We start from the raw sequence: 17,526 nt of genomic DNA, 5'->3' as shown, positions 1-17,526 counted from the left end.
GAGCCCCAGCTGACGACGCACCTCCGAGATCACCTGATCCTCCACAGCCGGCATGCGTGACGCGGCCCGATGTCTCAGTGCGGCTGCTTCTCGTTGCCCGGCCGTACGGATCGCCGCAGCTTCGCGTCGGCCGACTTCGCGCCGGTGAGCGGCGGCTCGCGTTCGTACGCTGTCGCAGCGGTCGGCTACCTCCGCCATGAGCTGTTCGGCTTGTTGTGCGGCATCCCTTCGGATCCGCTCGGCCTCGTGCCGCGCCGCATCACGTACGGCTCCGGCTTGTTCGGCGGTCCGGTCCAGGAGGGCGAGGGCGGGTGTCAGCTCAGCCGCCAACTCCGCGGTGCGGTCGGCAGGTACGCCGGTCGCCGCCGGTCCCGGTGTGCTGACAGGACGGAAGCGCATCAGGAGATCACGTAGACCGGCCATGAGCACTCCTCCCTGTGTGCTGGCCTTGCTTCCAGTTTCCATAGAAAGCGGTATATGTCGCCCCCAGGTAAGCTGCTGCCATAGGGCCAGCGGCAGCGGTCGGAGCGCTGCCCGGCCCAACGCCGAAGCAACGAGCGGCGCATGCGATCGACTTGCCGGACGCTGGTCCGGCAAGTCCTCGCTGCAATGCCGGGAAGGCTGCGGTAGCGCACATGACGACACCTTCCAGAGGCGGCCGCCCCATCGTCGTCGGCATCGAATCCCACGCTCATCACCGACTACCTCTGGCCTGGGCCGCGGACGAGGCGGCTCGCCGGCGCTTGTCGCTCGTGGTGGTGCACGCACAGGGAATGCCCACGCCGACCGGTGCTGAAGGGCACCTGCCGTCCTGGCAGGAGTGGCGCGGCATCGTGCACAAAACGGCGGAGAACACGCTTGCCGAGGCCCTCTCCTTCGCCGAGTCACGCCATCCTGACCTGCGTGTCAGCGGCCTGCTGGCCGAGGGCGAGCCCTCCTGGGTCCTGCGCGAGCAGGGCGCGGAAGCGGCAATGATCGTGCTCGGGACCCGCTATCTCTCAGCCCGGCAGGAGCTCTTCACCTCCACTGCCGTGGCGCTTCCCGTGACGGCTCACGCCCGGTGTCCCGTGGTGGTCGTACGGGAATGGGAGCATGCTCTCGAAGCAGACCCGTTTCTCGTCGTCGGTGTCGACGGCAGCCCGACCTCGCAGGCCGCGGTGGACTTCGCGTTCGAGGAGGCGGCGCTGCGCCGCGCCCGGCTGCGCGCGGTGTCGGTGTGGCAACGGCCGCTGCTCGGTGTGCTGGACGAGGAGGCGGTTCTCGGTGAGTGCCGGGAGACGCTGTACGAAGCGGTCGCCGGACGGAAAGAGAACCATCCGGACGTCGATCTGCACCATGAGGTGATGACCGGTCACCCGGTGGAAGTCCTTGTCCGGGAGTCACGGCACGCCCTCGCACTGGTGACCGGAACCCGGGGGGTGGGTGGATTCGCCGGCATGCTCCTCGGATCGGTGAGCCAGGGAGCGCTGCACCACGCGCAGTGCCCGGTCGTCACCGTTCCCCCGTCGGACGGGCGCCCCTAGCCGCGCTGGTGGTGAATTCTCAGATGCGCGGAACGACCGCCACGGGGCAGAAGGAATGGTGCAGGGCGGCGAAGACGACAGGGCCGAGGAGCATGGGTGTTCTGTGCATGCGGCGCCCGACGACCAGCAACCTCGCCTGTGAGCAGGTTCCCAGCAGTACGGGTGCGATTCTGCCGCGCTGTACGTGTGCGATGACGTCGACATCGGGGAACTTCGCCCGCCAGGGTGCCAGGATGCCGGCAAGCTTCTTCTCCTCTCCGGCCGCGAGCTCCTCGTCGTTCGGTGGGTGGGCGGGGGCGGTGGGCACGAAGTCTGTGACCGTGGCGGGTTCCCAGGCGCGCACGCTCGTGTGGTGGGCCTCGGCGGCAGAGAACGCGAAATCCAGCACTGCCTCACCTTGTGTCCCGGCCTCCTGGACACCGACCACGACCTCGGGTCTGCCGTAGGTGGTGGCTTCCTCCTCGCGGACGGTGACCACCGGGCACTGCGCGCGTCCGAGAACGTGCAGGCTGACCGAGCCGAGCAGGAAGCCGGCGATCGCGCCGTGCCCGCGCGATCCGAGCACCATCATCGTGGCCTGCCTACTACGGTCCACCAGTGCGTCGACCGCTTGCTCCGAGACCTGTTCGGCCGTCACGGAAATGCCGGGGTGCAGCTCAAGCGCCATCGCTTCGGCTGATTCGAGCACCTCGGCTCCGTAACGCTTCTTGTTGGCGGCTTCCTGGGCGATGGGGAGGTTCAGCGGCTGCGAGACCCAGGAATGCAGAAGGTGAAGCGGGAGGCCTCGGGCCGCTGCCTCCTCGGCGCCCCAGCGCACTGCCGGCACGCTGTTTCCGGCGCCGTCCAGCCCTACGACAACAGACCCGCCCATGACCTACCTCCGCGCAACCGGCGCTACGGATTCAAGCTTCCTCGCTTCCAGCATCGCCGCAGCCCAGAAGCAAACCATGGGCCGAGCGGGCCCTACCGGGGGCCATGTGGCGTGCTCAGGGTGCTGCTCTCGGTGTCGTGCTCGCCACAGGAGGCCCCGATGTGGCGATCTGCATTCGGGGTCCTTCGGCCCATCGCCTTCCCGCCTTGCTTCAGGTGAGTCTGTAGGGGCGAGGACATCGGTAGCGAGGAGGCGCAGGCGGCCATGTCGGTTCGCATACGGGCGCGCCCCCAGTGACAAGACCACTGGCTCCGGCGGGTCGGCCACCGAACTTGGCGACGTCCAGCAATTGCCGCCTGCCCGAACGCACTTCCGATTCCCTGTAGGTACTGGTGCCGCACCGATGCCGCGTACTGCGGGGCGGGGAGGCGAGCGACATCCCGGTGGTGGGCCTTGTTCCCGGTGACGTGGTGCTGTGGGAAGCGGGGGACGCCGTGCCCGCTGACTGCCGCTTGGTCGAGGCTCATGACGTCACCGTGAACAACGCGGCGCTGACGGGCGAGAGCGCCCCCGTGGCCCCGCAGTGCGGAGGCGGTGGATGCGGGCCTGGTGCTCCAGGACCGCAATCGCGTCTTCATGGGCACCGATGGCATCTCCGGGAGCGCCCGCGCCGTGACGTTCGCGACCGGAACCGGCACCGAGTTCGGTCGCATCTTCAAACTGGCCGCAGTCGCCCCGAGGCAGAAGCCCCCTTGCAACACCAGGTTGCCGCGATGGCCCACCGAGTGGCGGGGACGGCCATCGCGATCGGTGGTCTGCTGTTCGCGGTACGCCTGCCCGCCGGGGAAGGGCTCGTGCCCTCCTTCGTCTTCGCACTTGGAGTGATGGTCGCGCTCGTTCCAGAAGGTCTACCTGCCACCTTGTAGGTGTCGTTGGCGATCGGCGTACGCGCATGGCACGGAGCCACGCCTTGGTGAAGAAGCTGCTCGCGGTCGAGGCGCTCGGGTCGACCACCGTGGTGTGCACCGACAAGACGGGCACGCTCACCCAAGCGGAGATTGACCGTCCCGCGGATCTGGGACGGAGGCAGGACACACGTTGTCTCGGGCGTGGGGTACGCCCCTGCCGGAGACGTTCACGATCCCGCCGGGTGCGGCAGCTGCTGCTCAGCGCCGTCCTGCGCAGCAACGCGCGGCTTCTCCGGCCCGCAGGGGCGCGGGCACTGGTGGGTTCTGGGGGACACCACAAGCGGTCCTCGCAGGGTGCACCGACATCGCCTGGCAGGGACGCAGTCGGCCGCTCGACGAAACCGCCCGGAAGACGGTCGATGCGGCCAACGACGAACTCGCTTCCCAAGGACTGCGTGTCCTGGCCGTGGCGGGTCCGTACCGCAACCAGGGCGCCAGGAAGCCGAGTCCGGGCTGACCTTCCTGGGCCTGGCCGGCATGCTCGACCTGCCGAGGCCCGAGGCCAGAGCGGCGGTCTCCGCCTGCCGCCGAGCCTACCTGATCGAGGAGGCCACCGGAGCCACCGACACCGTCGCGCTGCTGCGCCTGAGCAAGGCCGGCGTCGAGGTGATGGAGACGGTGATCACTTCGCGGTCCCGTACGGCGGGCGCCGCGCTGTCGGACATCGTGTTGCCGAATGGGACGGTTATCGCCACAGTGGTGCGCGACGGACAACCCACTGCCCCCGAACCGGACATGCGACTGCGTCCCGGCGACGAAGTTCTCCTGGCGTCCCACCAAGCGACGGAGCAGGACGTCCAGTCGGCCTTTCAGTGAGCGGCAGAAGTCAGGCGGTGTCGGCTCTCCTCCTGCCGGCCTTCGTTCGGGCGGGACCGGGCGTGGTCGTCCCAGCAGGGTGCTCAACATGCCGGATGTGCGCGTCGGGCCCAGGAAAGACGACCGATACATGGTTGGTGTCCGACCAGCGCACGTCATAGGGCGGAGAGCCGTCCTCGTGGTGCAGTCCGATGATTTCCCCATCCCGCCGAGTGGCACCCGTGGTCGGACTCTCGACCACGAGCTGATCGCCGATGTCCGCCTTCACGGTCCTCACTCCTCTGCGCGCGCCAATGCCATGTTCCGACCGTGCCACGGCGAGGGGTGGGCGCGTATGGGGCGAAGCGCCCGTGCCAGGGGCCGGATGGCCCTCGGCCGAAAGCAGGGCCGGTCGGCCCATGGACAAGGCCCGACCGGATCTCGTGCATGGCGGGCGTGTGAGCTTTACTGAAAGTGACGAGGAGGACAGGGAGACGCGGAGCAGCGGAGCGATACCGCGCACCGCGCAATCGGGGCCCGCGAGAAGTGGGCAGTCCTCCTCGCCTCTGTGTGCGCCTGTCCGGCGATGGCGTTACCTGTGATGGTGGTCAGTCGGCACTTCCTTCGGCGGGAACGATCGCGATGTTGCACTGCGCGTAGTGCAGCATCGCGTGGTTGACGAGTCCCAGCTGCAACGCGAGCGCGTCTCTCCGCCGTCGAGCTCCCACCACCAGCAGATCTGCGGCGGCAGCGGCCTGCAAGAGTGCCGGTCGCGCACGGTTCTCGACCACGACACGACGCACGGGCACATCAGGATGCATGGCCGTGGGCCGTGCGAGAGCCTCATCCAGCCACCGCTTCGCCTGCTGTTCATGGGAAAGCCGGGTCTCGTCGAACTCTCCGGCGCGCACGGTGGCGCTTTCCCGGCGCGGACGCGTCCAAGCGTGCACCACTTCGACCCCACAGCCGCGCAGAGCCGCTTCCGTGAAGGCGAAATCGACGGCCGCGGTCGTGGTGCCCGGCGTTCCGAGCCCGAGCACGACCCACCGTTCGCGCGTCGCGCCCGGGGCATCGCCACGTACCACGATGACCGGACAGCGGGCACGAGCTGCGACCGTCAGGCTCACCGACCCGAGGATGATGCCGGAGAGGCCGTGCCCCCGGCTGCCGACAATGATCGCGGCAGCACGGTCGCTCGCATCGAGCAGTGCGTAGACCGGGTCCTCTTCGCAGACGTCGGCCGTCACGGCCACCTCCGGGCGCCGCGCCCGCGCCCGCTCTTCAGCGGCGGCGGCAATGCTCCACGCGGCGCTGGCGCGCTGCGCCCGGGGCCGGCCACCGACAGAGAGCGCCGACGCTTCATAGCGTGCCCACAACGATGCGTACAACAAGCGCAGCGGACATCCGCGAAGTGCCGCCTCATCGGCGGCCCAGTCCACCGCGTGCAGGGCATCAGCGGAACCGTCGGTGCCTACGACCAGGGGAGTGGCCATCTGCCTCACCGCCTTGAAGGAAGGCCCGCCAGAAGCCATCGTGCGGCCTGTGTGGAAGGGAGGACAGAGGCTCAACGGCCCAACGGCGGGCCTTTCGGCCTTGGGGCGGGTAGGGAAGGGGCTGTGGACCGGCGTCGCCATGCGCGGTGCCTCACCGCGTCGGAAGCTGGTGGGAGAGCATGAGTGCGCACGGCGGTGCTGGGAGTGCCGACCGGATTCCGCATCGCGGAGGTAGCCATGAGCAGCCAGCCGAAGGAAAGCGGCCGCATCGTCGTCGGAGTCGATGGATCGGAATCGTCCAAAGATGCCTTGCGCTGGGCGGTGCGTCAGGCGGAGCGGACCGATTGCGTCGTCAACGCGGTGATCGCATGGGAGTACCCGCCGCTCTACGGTTCGGTCGGCCGGCTCGATGCGCCGCAGTCGATCGCGGGGGACATGAAGGTGTAGGCGCACCAGGCCCGCCGCCCCGCCACCCCCGGAGGTCGACCGTGCCTACCGAGCAGCAGAGAGCAGCACCGGATGCCACGCCGGGGCTCTCCGAGCACGAAGCGACGCGACGCCTCGCGGTGCACGGTCCGAATGTGATCGCAGCACGCCAACCGACACCGTGGTGGCGACGGGTCTGGTGGCAGATCCGCGATCCGCTGATCGTGGTGCTCCTGGCAGCTGCCGCACTGACCCTTGCCACCGGGGACCTGGCCGACGCAGCCGTCATCATCCTGGTCATCACGGTCAACACCACTGCCGGGTACATCCAGGAGGTCAAAGCGGAGCACGCGGTGGCGGCCCTCTCCGCGATGAGCGCCCCTGCGGCCAGAGTCCTGCGTGGTGGCGCAGACCGCTCTGTGGCGGCATCGGACGTGGTACCCGGCGATCTGATTCTCCTCGCTGAGGGGGACATCGTCCCCGCTGACGCGAGAGTCGTGGAGGCGGTGCGGCTGCTGGCCGATGAATCATCGCTCACAGGCGAATCCGCGCCCGTGGCCAAGGAGGTCGCGGAGGGATCGCAGCCCCCGCTTCTGGCGGCCGGCACGGTTGTCGTCCGCGGCCGCGGACGTGCGGTGGTCACTGCTACGGGCTCCGACAGCACCTTGGGCCGGATAGCCACGATGGTGACCCGCGCGCCAGGACCGACACCGCTGCAGCAGCGTCTGGCGGCGTTCGGCCGACTGCTGGCAGCGGTGACGGTTGCCCTTTGCGCCGTGGTGCTCGCTCTCGGCCTGGTGCGCGGCCAGCCGGTGGAGTTGATGGTCGTGGCCGCCATCAGCTTGGCCGTGGCGGCCGTACCCGAGTCCCTGCCGGCCGCGGTGACGCTTTCGCTCGCGCTCGGGGCGCGCCGCATGGCCGCACGGCATGCCATCGTGCGGCGGTTGCCCGCCGTGGAGACGCTCGGCTCCGTCACGGTCCTCGCCAGCGACAAGACCGGAACCCTCACCCAAGGCCGCATGCTGGCCGAGCGGCTGTGGACTCCCACCAGCCGGGCCACCGTCACGGGAAGCGGGTACGCGCCGGCCGACCGTCTGGAACGGGCGGGCAGCACCGTTTCGCCCGAGGACGCCCCCGACCTCGTGGCGCTCCTGGAAGCCGCGGTCCTTTGCAACGACGCGGCGTTGCAGCCCCCGGACCAAGGCGACTCCGCATGGCGTGCGTTGGGCGATCCGACGGAAGCGGCGCTGCTTGCCGCAGCGGCAGGTCTGGGCTTGGACAAGACAGCAATCGACCGCAGGCTGCCGCGGATTCAGGAAGTCCCCTTCGACCGACGTCGCAAGCGCATGACGACCATCCACCGCCTCCCGGCAGGTGGCTTGCGGGTCGTCTGCAAGGGCGCTCCCGAGTCCGTGCTGCGGCCCGATGAGGTACTCAGCACCGACGCGGCACTGTGCGAGCGGGCCGTGGCACTTGCCGACGAGTGGTCGGCCGAGGGCTACCGCGTACTCGCCATCGCCTCCGCCGACATACCGGAGCAGGAAGCACCACGGGAGCGCTGGGAGTCGCATCTGTCCCTCGTCGGCCTCGTCGGCATTCTCGATCCTCCCCGTGAGGCATCCCGCGCCACCCTCGCCACCTGCCGCGAGGCAGGCATCACGCCGCTCCTCATCACGGGAGACCACCCCCTGACCGCCACCGCCATCGCGCGCCGTCTGGGCATCGTGGCCGATGCAGACCAGGTCACCACCGGGGACCGTCTTCGCGAGGGGAGCAGCGGGCAGTTGACCGGCTCTCGGGTATATGCACGTACCAGCCCGGAACAGAAGCTGGACATCATCCGGGCATGGCATACCGCCGGGCATGTGGTGGCGATGACGGGGGACGGCGTCAACGACGGCCCCGCCCTGCGTCACGCTGACATCGGCGTGGCCATGGGGCGGCGCGGAACCGAAGTGGCCCGCCAGGCAGCGGACCTGGTCCTGGCCGACGACAACCTCGCCACCGTCGTATCGGCGGTGGAAGAAGGCCGACGCATCTACGCCAACGTCCGTCGCTACCTGCTGTACGCCCTGACCGGAGGGACCGCGGAAATCCTCGTCATGCTGATCGGGCCGTTCATGGGCCTGGCGCTGCCGCTGCTCCCCGCACAGATCCTGTGGATCAACCTGCTCACCCATGGGCTGCCCGGAGTGGCGCTGGGCGCGGAGCCGGTGGAACCGGGCGTCATGCGGCGTCCGGCGCGCCCTCCTGAGCAGAGCGTTCTCGGGGCGGGGCTATGGCCTCGCATCCTCGCGATGGGGGTCGTGGTCACGGCGGGCACCCTGGCAGTGGGCGTCTGGGCACAGCAGACCGGACGTCCCTGGCAGTCCCTGGTCTTCCTCGTGCTCGGCGCGACGCAGCTCGGCGTCGCCCTCGGGTCGCGCAGTCGCCCGCGCAGCCTTGCCAACCCCTTCCTCCTGGCTGCGGTGGCGGCTGCCCTGGCCCTTCAGGTGGCCGGCATTCTCCTGCCGCCCTTGCGGTCTCTGCTGGGAACCGAGCCGTTGGCCTGGCCCGATCTGGCGCTTGGCCTTGCGTCTGTGTGCTGGGGATATCTGGCGATGCGTGTCCAGAGCAGATTTTTCCGAGCGGCTCCCGCAGACCAACGTGGCGGCCTCCAGTCCCGGTGAGCTCCCCTGCCCTGGGGCCCTTCGGCCCACCACAGCGCGCCGAACAGCCCCTGCACCGAACACCGACCGCGTGCGCACTCTGGTGGTGACCGGCTTGTGCAAAGCCGGCGGCCGCACGTCGTCGGCGGAAATCCGGGAGAAACCGCCATGACCACCACACCACTGCTCAATGCGCTTCCAGTCGACGGGCGCGAACGCCTGATGCAGTTCGCCCATGAGGTGTCGTTTCCGGCAGGGACGCGGATCTTTGAGGAACACGGGCTCGCCGACCGGTTCTGGATCATCCGCACCGGCTCGGTAAATCTCGACGTGCAGGTAGCGGGCGGGCGGCCGGCAGTTGTCGACATGCTGGGCCATGGCGACCTGGTGGGCTGGTCATGGCTGGTACCGCCGTACACCTGGCGCATGGGCGCGGAGGCATTCACCCCCGTGCGGGCATACGAGTTCGATGCGACGGCAGTGCGTGCCCTGTGCGAGGCGGACCCGGCGCTCGGCCTGGCAGTGACCCGTCGCGTCCTCGACGTGGTCGCACGCCGCCTCCAGGCCACGCGGCTTCGTCTGGTCGATATGTGCGGGCCCGGAGCAAGCACCATGCCGGCCCCGCCGTGAAGGCAGCCGGTCGACGTAACACTCCTTCGCCGACGCGGGAAGGCGGTGGGGGCGATGGTGCGCCCCCTGGTCGTCGGTGTGGACGGATCGGATGCCGGTTTCCTGGCGTTCGACTGGGCGATGGACGAGGCTGCCCTCCACGAACTGCCGCTGCGTCTGGTGTACGCCTCCCGATGGGAGCGTTACGAGGACGCGGCGCTCGGGCTGAGCCTGAAGCGCCCTGCCGGGTGGCTTTGTTCACGACGAGAAGGGACAGCAGATATTCACCATTGTGGGAGGCGGTCACGGGGGCTGCAGCGTTCGAATTGTTCACGAGCTGCGGCAGCGCCGTTGCCGATGCTCAGTGGCGGTACGCGGCTGTCGCGATCTCGATGAATGATCGGATCAACGGGTTGGTGTCTCCTTCGTTACACACCGCCACCACTCGGCTCGGTGCCATGTCGATCAGCGGTACCACGGTGAACTCCGCGGGCAGGTCGTGTCCGAGCGGGGCCAGGCCGACCGTGCCGTTCCACAGCACAGCCTGCAGGCATTCCTGGACGGCGCGCACCACTGGTCCCTCGCGCGGCCTGCCACCGTTCCAGTACGACTGCCAGATGGGGTCGGTGCCCTGCGGAAACTGGAACCAGCGGCGGTCGCGCAGCTCGGCCAGCCGCAGCCCATCGCGGCGGGCCAGCGGATCGTCGGCGCGCAGGACCACGCCGACCGGATCGGTCCGCAGCGCACGCACCGTCAGGGCGGTCTCGTCGAACGGCGCCCGGGTGAGGGCGACGTCGACCAGTCCAGCGCGCAGTCCGCACGTCGGGTCAGTCAGATCGGTGTCGCGGATGCGGATGTCGACTCTGGGGTGGTTTCGGCGGTAGGCGGCGGCCAGCCTGGCCACTCCGGGGTCGGTGCCGTCGCCCAAGATGCCGACGGTGATGGTCGCGACGTCGGCTGCTGCGCTCACGCGTACCCGGACGCGGTCGGCGTGGTCGAGTAGGGCTCGCGCCTCGTCGAGCAGCACCGTGCCCACCGGAGTGAGCGTGACGCCGGTGGTCGAGCGGGCGAAGAGCAGAGCCCCGACCTCGGCTTCCAACTGCTTGATCGCCCGGCTCAGCGGCGGCTGACTCATATGCAGTCGGGTGGCGGCCCGGCCGAAGTGGAGTTCCTCGGCGACCGCCACGAAGTAGCGCAAGGTCCGTAGCTCCACGCTGCAACGATACCCATGAGGTATCGGCGCTGCTGAATAGGTCTTGGACACCGGGGAGGTCCCGGCGGTGCACTCGTGAACATGACCGAAGAAACCAAGACCAGCGAGCCGCAGGCCGACCCCGCCGTATCGGTGGTGGGTCCCCGCGACGGCGAGACGATCGTTCTGGGCACCACGCGCATGCGCATTCTGGAGGACGGCAGCCACACCGGGCACCGCCTCGCGATCACCGAGTCCGTCCTCGCCCCGCACACGCAGGGTCCGCCGCAGCACCGCCATGGCCAACACGACGAGGGCTTCTACGTCCTCTCCGGCAACGTGCGGTTCACCGTCGGGGACGAGGACTACGACGCCACCGCGGGGACGCTCGTCATGGTTCCGCCCGGCACCCCGCACACCTTCGCCAACCTGACCGACCAACCCGCCGTCATGCTCAGCACATTCACACCCGACCTGTACGTGCAGTACTTCCGAGACCTTCAGGAGGTGCTCGCCGGCGGCCGGCCGCTGACGCCACAGGCCAACATCGACGCGATGAGCCGCTACGCGACACAGCCCGCCACCGACCTCGCCTGAAGCGGACGGGACGGAACGGCTCGGCCGCCCTCCTTCGACCTGTGGGGCGTGGCGCTCCCGTCTTTCGCGTCCGAACCCCTCGGACGACGGACCGGCCTTCTCCAGGGGCTTCCCTGACACTCGACGCAATCGACAGGCCCCCGCGAACCGGGGCCCCATGAACGGGAACCATGAACATCGCCTATTGGATCGTCGCGGGACTGCTCGCGCTCTTCTACTTCTACGCAGGCACGCTGAAGGTGATCCGCAGCCGCGATCATCTCCGACCGATGATGGCTTGGGTCGACCGCATGCCCTTGCCTGCCCTCAGGGCGCTGGGGGCGGTCGAAATAATCGGCGCGACCGGTCTGATCCTGCCACCGCTGACCGGCACCGCTCCCTGGCCGGCGCCGGCCGCAGCCGTCGGCTTCGTACTCCTGCAGACCGGTGCGATCGCCGTTCACCTGACCGGCGAAGACCGCGGGATCACACTCAATGTCGGACTCACCGCCACAGCGGCCGTGACCGTCTGGTTGGCCACCAGGCCGTGATCGTGGCTCAGTCCTCGACCGGCGGAGGCGACTGCTGGGCCGGCCGCCTGACGGCCGCTGCCACTTCTCATGAACATCGAACACGCCGCCGTCCACGCGCTGCCCGGTGAGGCGTACATCTGCTGTCGAAACTCGTGAACAAAGCCATGCCGGGGAAGTACTCGCCGACAACATCGTCGGGGCCGCGGTCGAACGCGCCAACCTGCGCAACGCGGACGTCAACGTCTCCACACAGGTCCTGCGGGACGACCCGGAATCCGTGCTGCTGCGCGAAGCCGACCGTGCGTTGCGGTGATCGTCGGATCGCGCGGCCGCGGCGCATTCACCGGCCTGCTGCTGGGATCGGTCGGACTGGCTGTCGGAGCCCGGGCCCGGTGCCCCGTGATCGTCGTACGCGGAGACAAAGCGGGGCTCGAAGCGACACATGAGCGCGTTCTCCTTGGCGTCGGTGACTCAACAAAAGGCTCGGAAGTCGTCCGGTTCGCCTTCCGGGAAGCGGCAGCCCGTGGCTGCACTCTCGATGCCGTCCGCGCCTGGCGCTGCCTCGCGCACGAGACCACTGACCACCCGCTGCTCGCCGGAGATCCGGAGCGCTACCACGAGGAGCGGGCATCGGCCGTACTGGACGAGGCGCTGGAGGAGACGGCTGGTGAGTATCCGACGGTGCGGGTACGTCGAGCCACGGTTGAGGGACCGGCCCACAAGGTGCTGATCGCGGAGTGTCCCGTGGCGGTCGTGCCGCAGCCGGCGTGAACGCGGGCCCGGCCCCGGCCCCGGAGGGAGGAACCACGCATGCGAACCCGTGATGTGATGCGGACACCGGTGGTGAAAGTGTCGCCCGACGCCACGCTGACAGAGACCGCACAGAGGATGCGCGAGTGCACCGTCGGGTGCGTCGTGGTGGCGTCCGGCGAGACGATTCAAGGGGTTGTCACGGACCGGGACTTGACCGTGCGCGGACTGGCGGCGGAGGCGAGTGCGACCACTCCGGTCAGCGACGTGATGACGGCACCGGCCATCACCGTCCGAGCGGACGACGATGTGGATGAGGCGTATCACACCATGCGCCGAGCGGGCGTTCGGCGGCTTCCCGTCGTCGAAGGGCGCCGGCTCACGGGTCTGGTGGCGCTGGACGACCTGCTCTTGGACGTATCACGGCGCATCGGCGAACTGCTGGAGCCCCTGTCGTGGTGTGCACTTGGCGAGCCACCCGGGCCGCCGCACTCGACGGACGATACGGATGCGCACAGCCGAGCGCCGGGACTGTGAACTCCGTGCGTCCGACCGGCCTCCTCCTCATCTCCTCGTCCTCATGAGGTGGCTGTCGTTGGCGCATGGGCACCCATGACGCGAATTCGCCGGCCGGTGATCCGAGTCGGGTGGATCGCGATCCACTGATGGCGGCCATCACCCACCCAAGGGGCGGTGTGCGCGTGTTCCTCCAGCCGACGCGACTCGTAGGAGTTGGTGACCACATGGGCGCGCCCGACGACCAGGACACTCCACCCCTGGCTGAATGCGTCATCGATGTGATCGACCTCCAGCGCGACCTCTTGGCCGGCCGCCGCGGCCGGTCCGGCTTCCGGGGCGGTGCGATAGGCGATCAGCTCGTCGGCGACGGTGTAGTTCACGGGGAAGACCGCAGGTGCGTCATCAACGGTCACAGCTACTCTGCCGACGCCGTGGGTGGAGAGCCTCTCGTGGCACTCAGCGGGGCTGAGAACGAGCACCTCGGGATGGGCCGCGGCCTTGCCGAAGCCCGCCGGCAGCTCCATCGTCCCTCCTACCAGCTCGGCCACCGTCGTATCCAGCGCACCGGCAAGGCGCAGCATGAATCCGATGCCCGGTTCGGCAGCGCTTTCCTCCACGTACTGGAGATACCCCGGCGAGGCAGCGGCCCGGGCCGCGACCTCCTCGCGAGTCAGCCCCAACTGCTGTCGGCGCAGCGCGGCGCGCCGCCCAAGGTCACTGCGGGTCCGGACCGGCTCCGAGCGGGAGTCGGGCTCCTTGTCCGTCATCGTGTACACATCCCTTCGTCGAACGGGGTCAGCGGTACTCCGGCGGCGGTTCGCGCAACGGACGCGGTCAGTGCGGTCATGGGGCGGGCCCGTTCAGGACGACCTTGAGCGCGCCGCTGTCGGCCGGGGTGGAGAAGACGTCGTAGGCCTCTTCCATGCGACCGAGGGGGAACGTGTGGGTCACCAGCGACGAGAGGCCGAGCCGTCCAGCTGCCGCCATCCGCAGCAGCACGGGGGTCGTACAGGTGTCCACGAGCCCGGTTGTGATCGTCACGTCCTTGATCCACAGATCTTCGAGGTGCAGCAAGGCCGGCTTTCCGTGGACGCCGATGTTGGCGATGTGGCCGCCAGGGCGTACGACGCGGGTGCACAGCTCGAAGCTCTCCGGCACCCCTACCGCCTCGATGGCGACATCGGCGCCGAATCCGTCGGTGAGGTCCGAAATCATGTCTTCGGGCGCCTCCGAGGCCTTGACGATTGCGTCCGCTCCGAGCCGACGAGCCGCCTGTAGACGGGACTCGGCCAGGTCGACGGCGATGATCCGGGCGGGGGTGAGGAGCCGCGCCGTGACGATGGCAGCCAGCCCGATGGGTCCCGCACCGATCACGGCGACCGTGTCGCCCGGCCGGACGGCTCCGTTCAAGACCCCCACCTCATAGGCCGTGGGGAAGATGTCTGCTGGCATGACCGCGTCGTTGCTCGCCACGGAATGCGGCAGCGGATGGACGGAGAGGTCGGCGAACGGGACGCGTACGTATTCGGCCTGCGTCCCGTCGATCAGGTGCCCGAGAACCCAGCCGCCGCCTCCCAGGCACTGGCCGTACCGGGCTTCTTTACAGAAGCGGCAGCGGCCGCAGGCGCAGATGCACGACACCAGTACCCGGTCGCCGGGGTGGACGGTCCGTACGTCGCCGCCGATCTCCATGACCTCGCCGACGGCCTCGTGCCGCAGCACAGTGCCCGGTGCCACGTCGGGCACATCCCCTTTGAGAATGTGCAGGTCAGTGCCGCAGATCGTGACGGCGTCGACGCGGACGACGGCGTCGGTCGCGTCCTTGATGCCAGGATCCGGGACCTGGTCCCATGAGGACTGGCCGGGCCCGTGGTGGACGAGTGCCTTCATGGTGCGCATCTCCGTGCACGAGGCGAGTGCGTTGCCTTCATGCCCAGCCTCTGGCGGCGCGCATTCCTGGTACATGGGCCGGTCGGTCCCCACACGGGGTGCATCGGCCCCATCTGCCCAGGTGCCGCGCGTGTGACCGTTGAAGGTGATGCACCGTGCCCTCAGCGGCAGGAGGTTTCGCCATGGGAGGTGCTGTCCTTGTCGAGAGCGACCACGCCCGTGGAGTGCGGACTGTTCCACGGAATCTCCGAACCGCGGCGCCGCAACTGGCGCCGGTTGCCGTGCGACGCGGACTCCATCCACACGGTAGTGCTGACCCACGCGCACCTCGACCCTTGCGGTTACCTGCCAAGACTGGTCCGCCATGGCTTCCGCGGGCCCATCTTCGCGACGGCCACGGCGCGGCTGGTCGAAGCACCGCCCCTCCCGCCCTCTCTACACCAGCGACGACGCCGAGCGCACGATGAGCTTCTTCGCCTCAGTGCCCTTCGACGAGCGGGATCCAGGCGTGCAGCAGCCGAAGCCGCGCCTGGCGCAGCTCCGCCTCCCGCGCTGCCCACAGCGCCGCGGACAGCGACTGGAGGGTGCCGTCCGGACCGACCGTGATGAGGTCCTTCATGCGTGTGCTCCGCTTCCTTCGGCAGAGCCGGCCTCGCCGGCGGCCATCGCCGGCTTCAGGTCGTCGGAGACCGAGACGACGCCGTCGACACTGGCGCACATGCGGACAAGAACGGGAATCAGGAGAGGGTCGTCCACCGAGCCGTGCAGTGCCACCTGCCCCTGCACGACGTCAGCGGTCACACTCGACGCGCCGAGGCGTGCGGTGCGCCCGATGACCTCCCGCGAGATCTCCTCCTGGATCGCCTTGTCCTGACGGAGGAAGACGCGCAGCAGATCGCTGCGGCTGACAATGCCCAGCAGCATGTCCGTCTCATCGACTACGGGCAGCCGCTTCACGTTCTGCACCTCCATCAGCCGTGCCGCCTCCACCACGGTCCATTCCGGGTGGGCGCAAACTGCTGGAGCGGACATGAGCTCACCGGCGGTACGGCCCTCGGCTCGTGCACGTTCCCATGCCTCCAGGTGAGGCAAGGGCGTCCTGCCGGAGAGATCGGGCTGGTCGGCCGCCTTCCGCAGCAGGTCGGCCTCCGAGACGATGCCGGCCGGCCTGCCGAGGCTGTCGAGCACCGGCACAGCGCTCACCGCGTTGTCGGCGAGGACCTGCGCGATGTCCTTGAACGGCGTATCGAGCTGAACGCTCACGACCTTCTTGGCCATGAGCTCACTTATCGTGCGGTGCTCCATCTCCAGCTCCTCTCGCCATGGCGGACGACGCATTGCCCCCACCTCTCCAGCGTGGCCGGAGCAGCGGCTGTCTTGGCATGAGCCACTCGGCCCCATCGGCCGGCCGGCAGGCCCGAAAGGCCCGGGTGGCCTGGGGTGAGGGACGTATGGCCCCTGGCGCGACCCGAGCACCCCCAACCACGCTGAAAAGGATCATCGATCCACCGTCTGCCCATCCGGGAGGCCCCCGGTGTTCACCAAGACCCTCGATGACACCTTGGTCAAGAGCCTCGTCGCCGACGCCGTCACTGCGCCGTCCATGCACAACGCCCAGCCATGGCGCTTCAGTTACACCCGCCACAGCCGTACCTTCACCCTCTCCGCCGACCTCGAACGCGCGATGCCGCACGCCGACCCGACGACTCGCGGCATGCACCTGGGCTGCGGAGCCGCGTTGCTGAACCTGCGCGTTGCCGTGGCCCACGCCGGCCATCGCACATCGACGATCCTCCTGCCCGACCCGCACGCCCCGGCGCTCCTTGCGGCCCTGCGCCTGGACGACCCTCATGGGGCCGGGGACGAGTCCCTCCCCGGCCTCCACCCCGCAATCCGCGATCGCCACACCAGCCGGTATCCCTTCACCGAGCGGCAGATCCCGGAGAACGTCCGCGCCGTCCTCACCGACGCCGCGGCTCGACAAGGCGCACAGCTGAGCTTCCTCACCACCCCGCACCGCGAGACCGTCCTGGACCTGATCATGCATGCCGAGGGCTACAACCGCATGGATGCCGACCGTGACGCCGAACAACGCCGCTGGACCCGTGACACCGCTGCCGGCGCAACCGTCGACGACGGCATTCCGGACTACGCCTTCGGACCCCGGAAGCGCGTCGGCTCGACTCCCGTCAGGGACTTCGCCGGCCGGCGCACGCTTCCCGGCCGCGCCTACGCCGACTTCGAGAAACACCCCCAACTGGCATCGCTCAGCACCGCGGGCGATACCCCGGCTGACTGGCTACGTGCCGGCCAGGCATTGGAGCATGTGCTGCTCCTGGCCACCCTTCAGGGGCTCGTCAGCTCCTTCGCGACGCAAGCCGTCGAATGGCCGGACCTGCGATGGATCCTGCGCGACCCGGTCTCCGGCACCGGCCATGTGCACATGATCCTGCGCCTGGGGTACGGCCCACAGGGGCCCCGCACCCCGCGCCGACCGGTGGACGAGGTGCTGACGATCAAGCCGTGAATGATTGCCGGGCGGGCAAGCGAAGGCGAGGAAGACCACCGCAGGGCCGGGCGTTGCGGTTTCGCGTACGTCAGTTCGGCGCTGACTGAGGCTCTCGCCGGCGCCGAGCCGGTGGCTCACGTGGAAGTGGTTACGCCTCCCAGTTTTCTCCGGCCGACGGGGCCGGCCGGCCGACGTGCCGATTGCGCGACCAGATCGCTGTGCGG

20 protein-coding genes and 2 pseudogenes are annotated in these 17,526 nt (G+C 69.1%); 14 read left to right on the top strand and 8 right to left on the bottom strand.

Annotation, left to right across the window (positions count from 1 at the left end; all coding sequences use genetic code 11):
- Positions 1-635: 635 nt before the first annotated feature.
- Entirely contained in the window at positions 636-1,523 is an 888-nt protein-coding gene (locus KI385_RS03175) for a universal stress protein (protein ID WP_238570699.1), read from the top strand.
- A 19-nt stretch (positions 1,524-1,542) separates the two neighbouring features.
- Here KI385_RS03175 and KI385_RS03170 read toward each other — a convergent pair whose 3' ends face one another.
- Positions 1,543-2,394: a universal stress protein gene (locus KI385_RS03170; protein WP_238570698.1), complete on the bottom strand. Its 852-nt coding sequence runs from the start codon at positions 2,392-2,394 to the stop codon at positions 1,543-1,545.
- A gap of 392 nt (positions 2,395-2,786) precedes the next feature.
- Between KI385_RS03170 and KI385_RS44465 the strand changes: the two genes are divergently transcribed.
- The 3 genes from KI385_RS44465 to KI385_RS03160 all read left to right on the top strand — a co-directional run bounded on the left by KI385_RS44465 (position 2,787) and on the right by KI385_RS03160 (position 4,178).
- Positions 2,787-3,320, top strand: a complete 534-nt coding sequence (locus tag KI385_RS44465) for a P-type ATPase actuator domain-containing protein (protein WP_281066783.1) — start codon at positions 2,787-2,789, stop codon at positions 3,318-3,320.
- 172 nt (positions 3,321-3,492) lie between these two features.
- A complete protein-coding gene (locus KI385_RS44895) occupies positions 3,493-3,819 on the top strand; it encodes a hypothetical protein (RefSeq protein WP_483439806.1) in 327 nt (108 codons plus the stop codon).
- 20 nt (positions 3,820-3,839) lie between these two features.
- Positions 3,840-4,178 (top strand): TrkA C-terminal domain-containing protein, encoded by a 339-nt coding sequence (locus tag KI385_RS03160; protein WP_238570697.1) that lies wholly within the window; start codon positions 3,840-3,842, stop codon positions 4,176-4,178.
- A gap of 34 nt (positions 4,179-4,212) precedes the next feature.
- On the opposite strand, the pseudogene KI385_RS03155 reads toward KI385_RS03160, so the two are convergent.
- Positions 4,213-4,446 (bottom strand): annotated as a pseudogene (locus KI385_RS03155) (DUF1918 domain-containing protein); the annotation flags it as partial.
- Between the two features lie 319 nt (positions 4,447-4,765).
- Positions 4,766-5,650, bottom strand: a complete 885-nt coding sequence (locus tag KI385_RS03150; protein ID WP_238570696.1) for a universal stress protein — start codon at positions 5,648-5,650, stop codon at positions 4,766-4,768.
- 237 nt (positions 5,651-5,887) lie between these two features.
- Here KI385_RS03150 and KI385_RS03145 point away from each other — a divergent pair.
- The 4 genes and pseudogenes from KI385_RS03145 to KI385_RS44460 all read left to right on the top strand — a co-directional run.
- Positions 5,888-6,052: pseudogene (locus KI385_RS03145) on the top strand (universal stress protein); the annotation flags it as partial.
- 86 nt (positions 6,053-6,138) lie between these two features.
- Entirely contained in the window at positions 6,139-8,745 is a 2,607-nt protein-coding gene (locus KI385_RS03140; protein WP_238570695.1) for a cation-translocating P-type ATPase, read from the top strand.
- Positions 8,746-8,892: 147 nt separating this feature from the next.
- On the top strand, positions 8,893-9,354 hold the full coding sequence (locus KI385_RS03135; RefSeq protein WP_238570694.1) for a Crp/Fnr family transcriptional regulator: 462 nt from the start codon (positions 8,893-8,895) through the stop codon (positions 9,352-9,354).
- A 54-nt stretch (positions 9,355-9,408) separates the two neighbouring features.
- Positions 9,409-9,729: a universal stress protein gene (locus tag KI385_RS44460; protein WP_425356856.1), complete on the top strand. Its 321-nt coding sequence runs from the start codon at positions 9,409-9,411 to the stop codon at positions 9,727-9,729.
- Here KI385_RS44460 and KI385_RS03125 read toward each other — a convergent pair.
- On the bottom strand, positions 9,695-10,546 hold the full coding sequence (locus KI385_RS03125) for a LysR family transcriptional regulator (protein ID WP_238570693.1): 852 nt from the start codon (positions 10,544-10,546) through the stop codon (positions 9,695-9,697). The genes KI385_RS44460 and KI385_RS03125 overlap by 35 nt on opposite strands.
- A gap of 81 nt (positions 10,547-10,627) precedes the next feature.
- On the opposite strand from KI385_RS03125, the gene KI385_RS03120 reads away from it, so the two are divergent.
- From KI385_RS03120 to KI385_RS03105, 5 genes are all read left to right on the top strand, one after another.
- Complete coding sequence (locus tag KI385_RS03120; RefSeq protein WP_238570692.1) at positions 10,628-11,122, top strand: cupin domain-containing protein; 495 nt, start codon at positions 10,628-10,630, stop codon at positions 11,120-11,122.
- A 170-nt stretch (positions 11,123-11,292) separates the two neighbouring features.
- Positions 11,293-11,652, top strand: a complete 360-nt coding sequence (locus KI385_RS03115) for a DoxX family protein (protein WP_238570691.1) — start codon at positions 11,293-11,295, stop codon at positions 11,650-11,652.
- Between the two features lie 106 nt (positions 11,653-11,758).
- Positions 11,759-11,947: a hypothetical protein gene (locus KI385_RS44145; RefSeq protein ID WP_342593426.1), complete on the top strand. Its 189-nt coding sequence runs from the start codon at positions 11,759-11,761 to the stop codon at positions 11,945-11,947.
- Positions 11,944-12,405: a universal stress protein gene (locus tag KI385_RS03110; protein ID WP_342593425.1), complete on the top strand. Its 462-nt coding sequence runs from the start codon at positions 11,944-11,946 to the stop codon at positions 12,403-12,405. The genes KI385_RS44145 and KI385_RS03110 overlap by 4 nt, the downstream gene beginning before the upstream one ends.
- A 39-nt stretch (positions 12,406-12,444) precedes the next feature.
- The gene (locus KI385_RS03105; protein WP_238570690.1) at positions 12,445-12,921 is read left to right on the top strand and encodes a CBS domain-containing protein; all 477 of its coding nucleotides are present in this window, start codon (positions 12,445-12,447) and stop codon (positions 12,919-12,921) included.
- 41 nt (positions 12,922-12,962) lie between these two features.
- Here the strand turns inward: KI385_RS03105 and KI385_RS03100 are convergent, their stop codons facing one another.
- The 4 genes from KI385_RS03100 to KI385_RS03085 form a co-directional block, all read right to left on the bottom strand.
- Entirely contained in the window at positions 12,963-13,670 is a 708-nt protein-coding gene (locus KI385_RS03100; protein WP_238570689.1) for a helix-turn-helix domain-containing protein, read from the bottom strand.
- Between the two features lie 76 nt (positions 13,671-13,746).
- Positions 13,747-14,793: an alcohol dehydrogenase catalytic domain-containing protein gene (locus KI385_RS03095; protein WP_238570688.1), complete on the bottom strand. Its 1,047-nt coding sequence runs from the start codon at positions 14,791-14,793 to the stop codon at positions 13,747-13,749.
- Between the two features lie 478 nt (positions 14,794-15,271).
- The gene (locus KI385_RS03090; protein WP_342593424.1) at positions 15,272-15,412 is read right to left on the bottom strand and encodes a universal stress protein; all 141 of its coding nucleotides are present in this window, start codon (positions 15,410-15,412) and stop codon (positions 15,272-15,274) included.
- Positions 15,409-16,098, bottom strand: a complete 690-nt coding sequence (locus KI385_RS03085) for a CBS domain-containing protein (protein ID WP_238570687.1) — start codon at positions 16,096-16,098, stop codon at positions 15,409-15,411. Before KI385_RS03085 ends, KI385_RS03090 begins: the two co-directional genes overlap by 4 nt.
- Positions 16,099-16,327: 229 nt before the next feature.
- On the opposite strand from KI385_RS03085, the gene KI385_RS03080 reads away from it, so the two are divergent.
- Positions 16,328-17,320, top strand: a complete 993-nt coding sequence (locus tag KI385_RS03080) for an Acg family FMN-binding oxidoreductase (protein ID WP_238570686.1) — start codon at positions 16,328-16,330, stop codon at positions 17,318-17,320.
- The last annotated feature ends 206 nt before the right edge of the window (positions 17,321-17,526 follow it).

It is taken from the genome of Streptomyces inhibens, assembly GCF_022221585.1.
GTDB classification, from domain to species: domain Bacteria; phylum Actinomycetota; class Actinomycetes; order Streptomycetales; family Streptomycetaceae; genus Streptomyces; species Streptomyces inhibens.
Note: the sequence above shows the minus strand (reverse complement) of the source record. Positions and strands in the feature narration are given on the sequence as shown.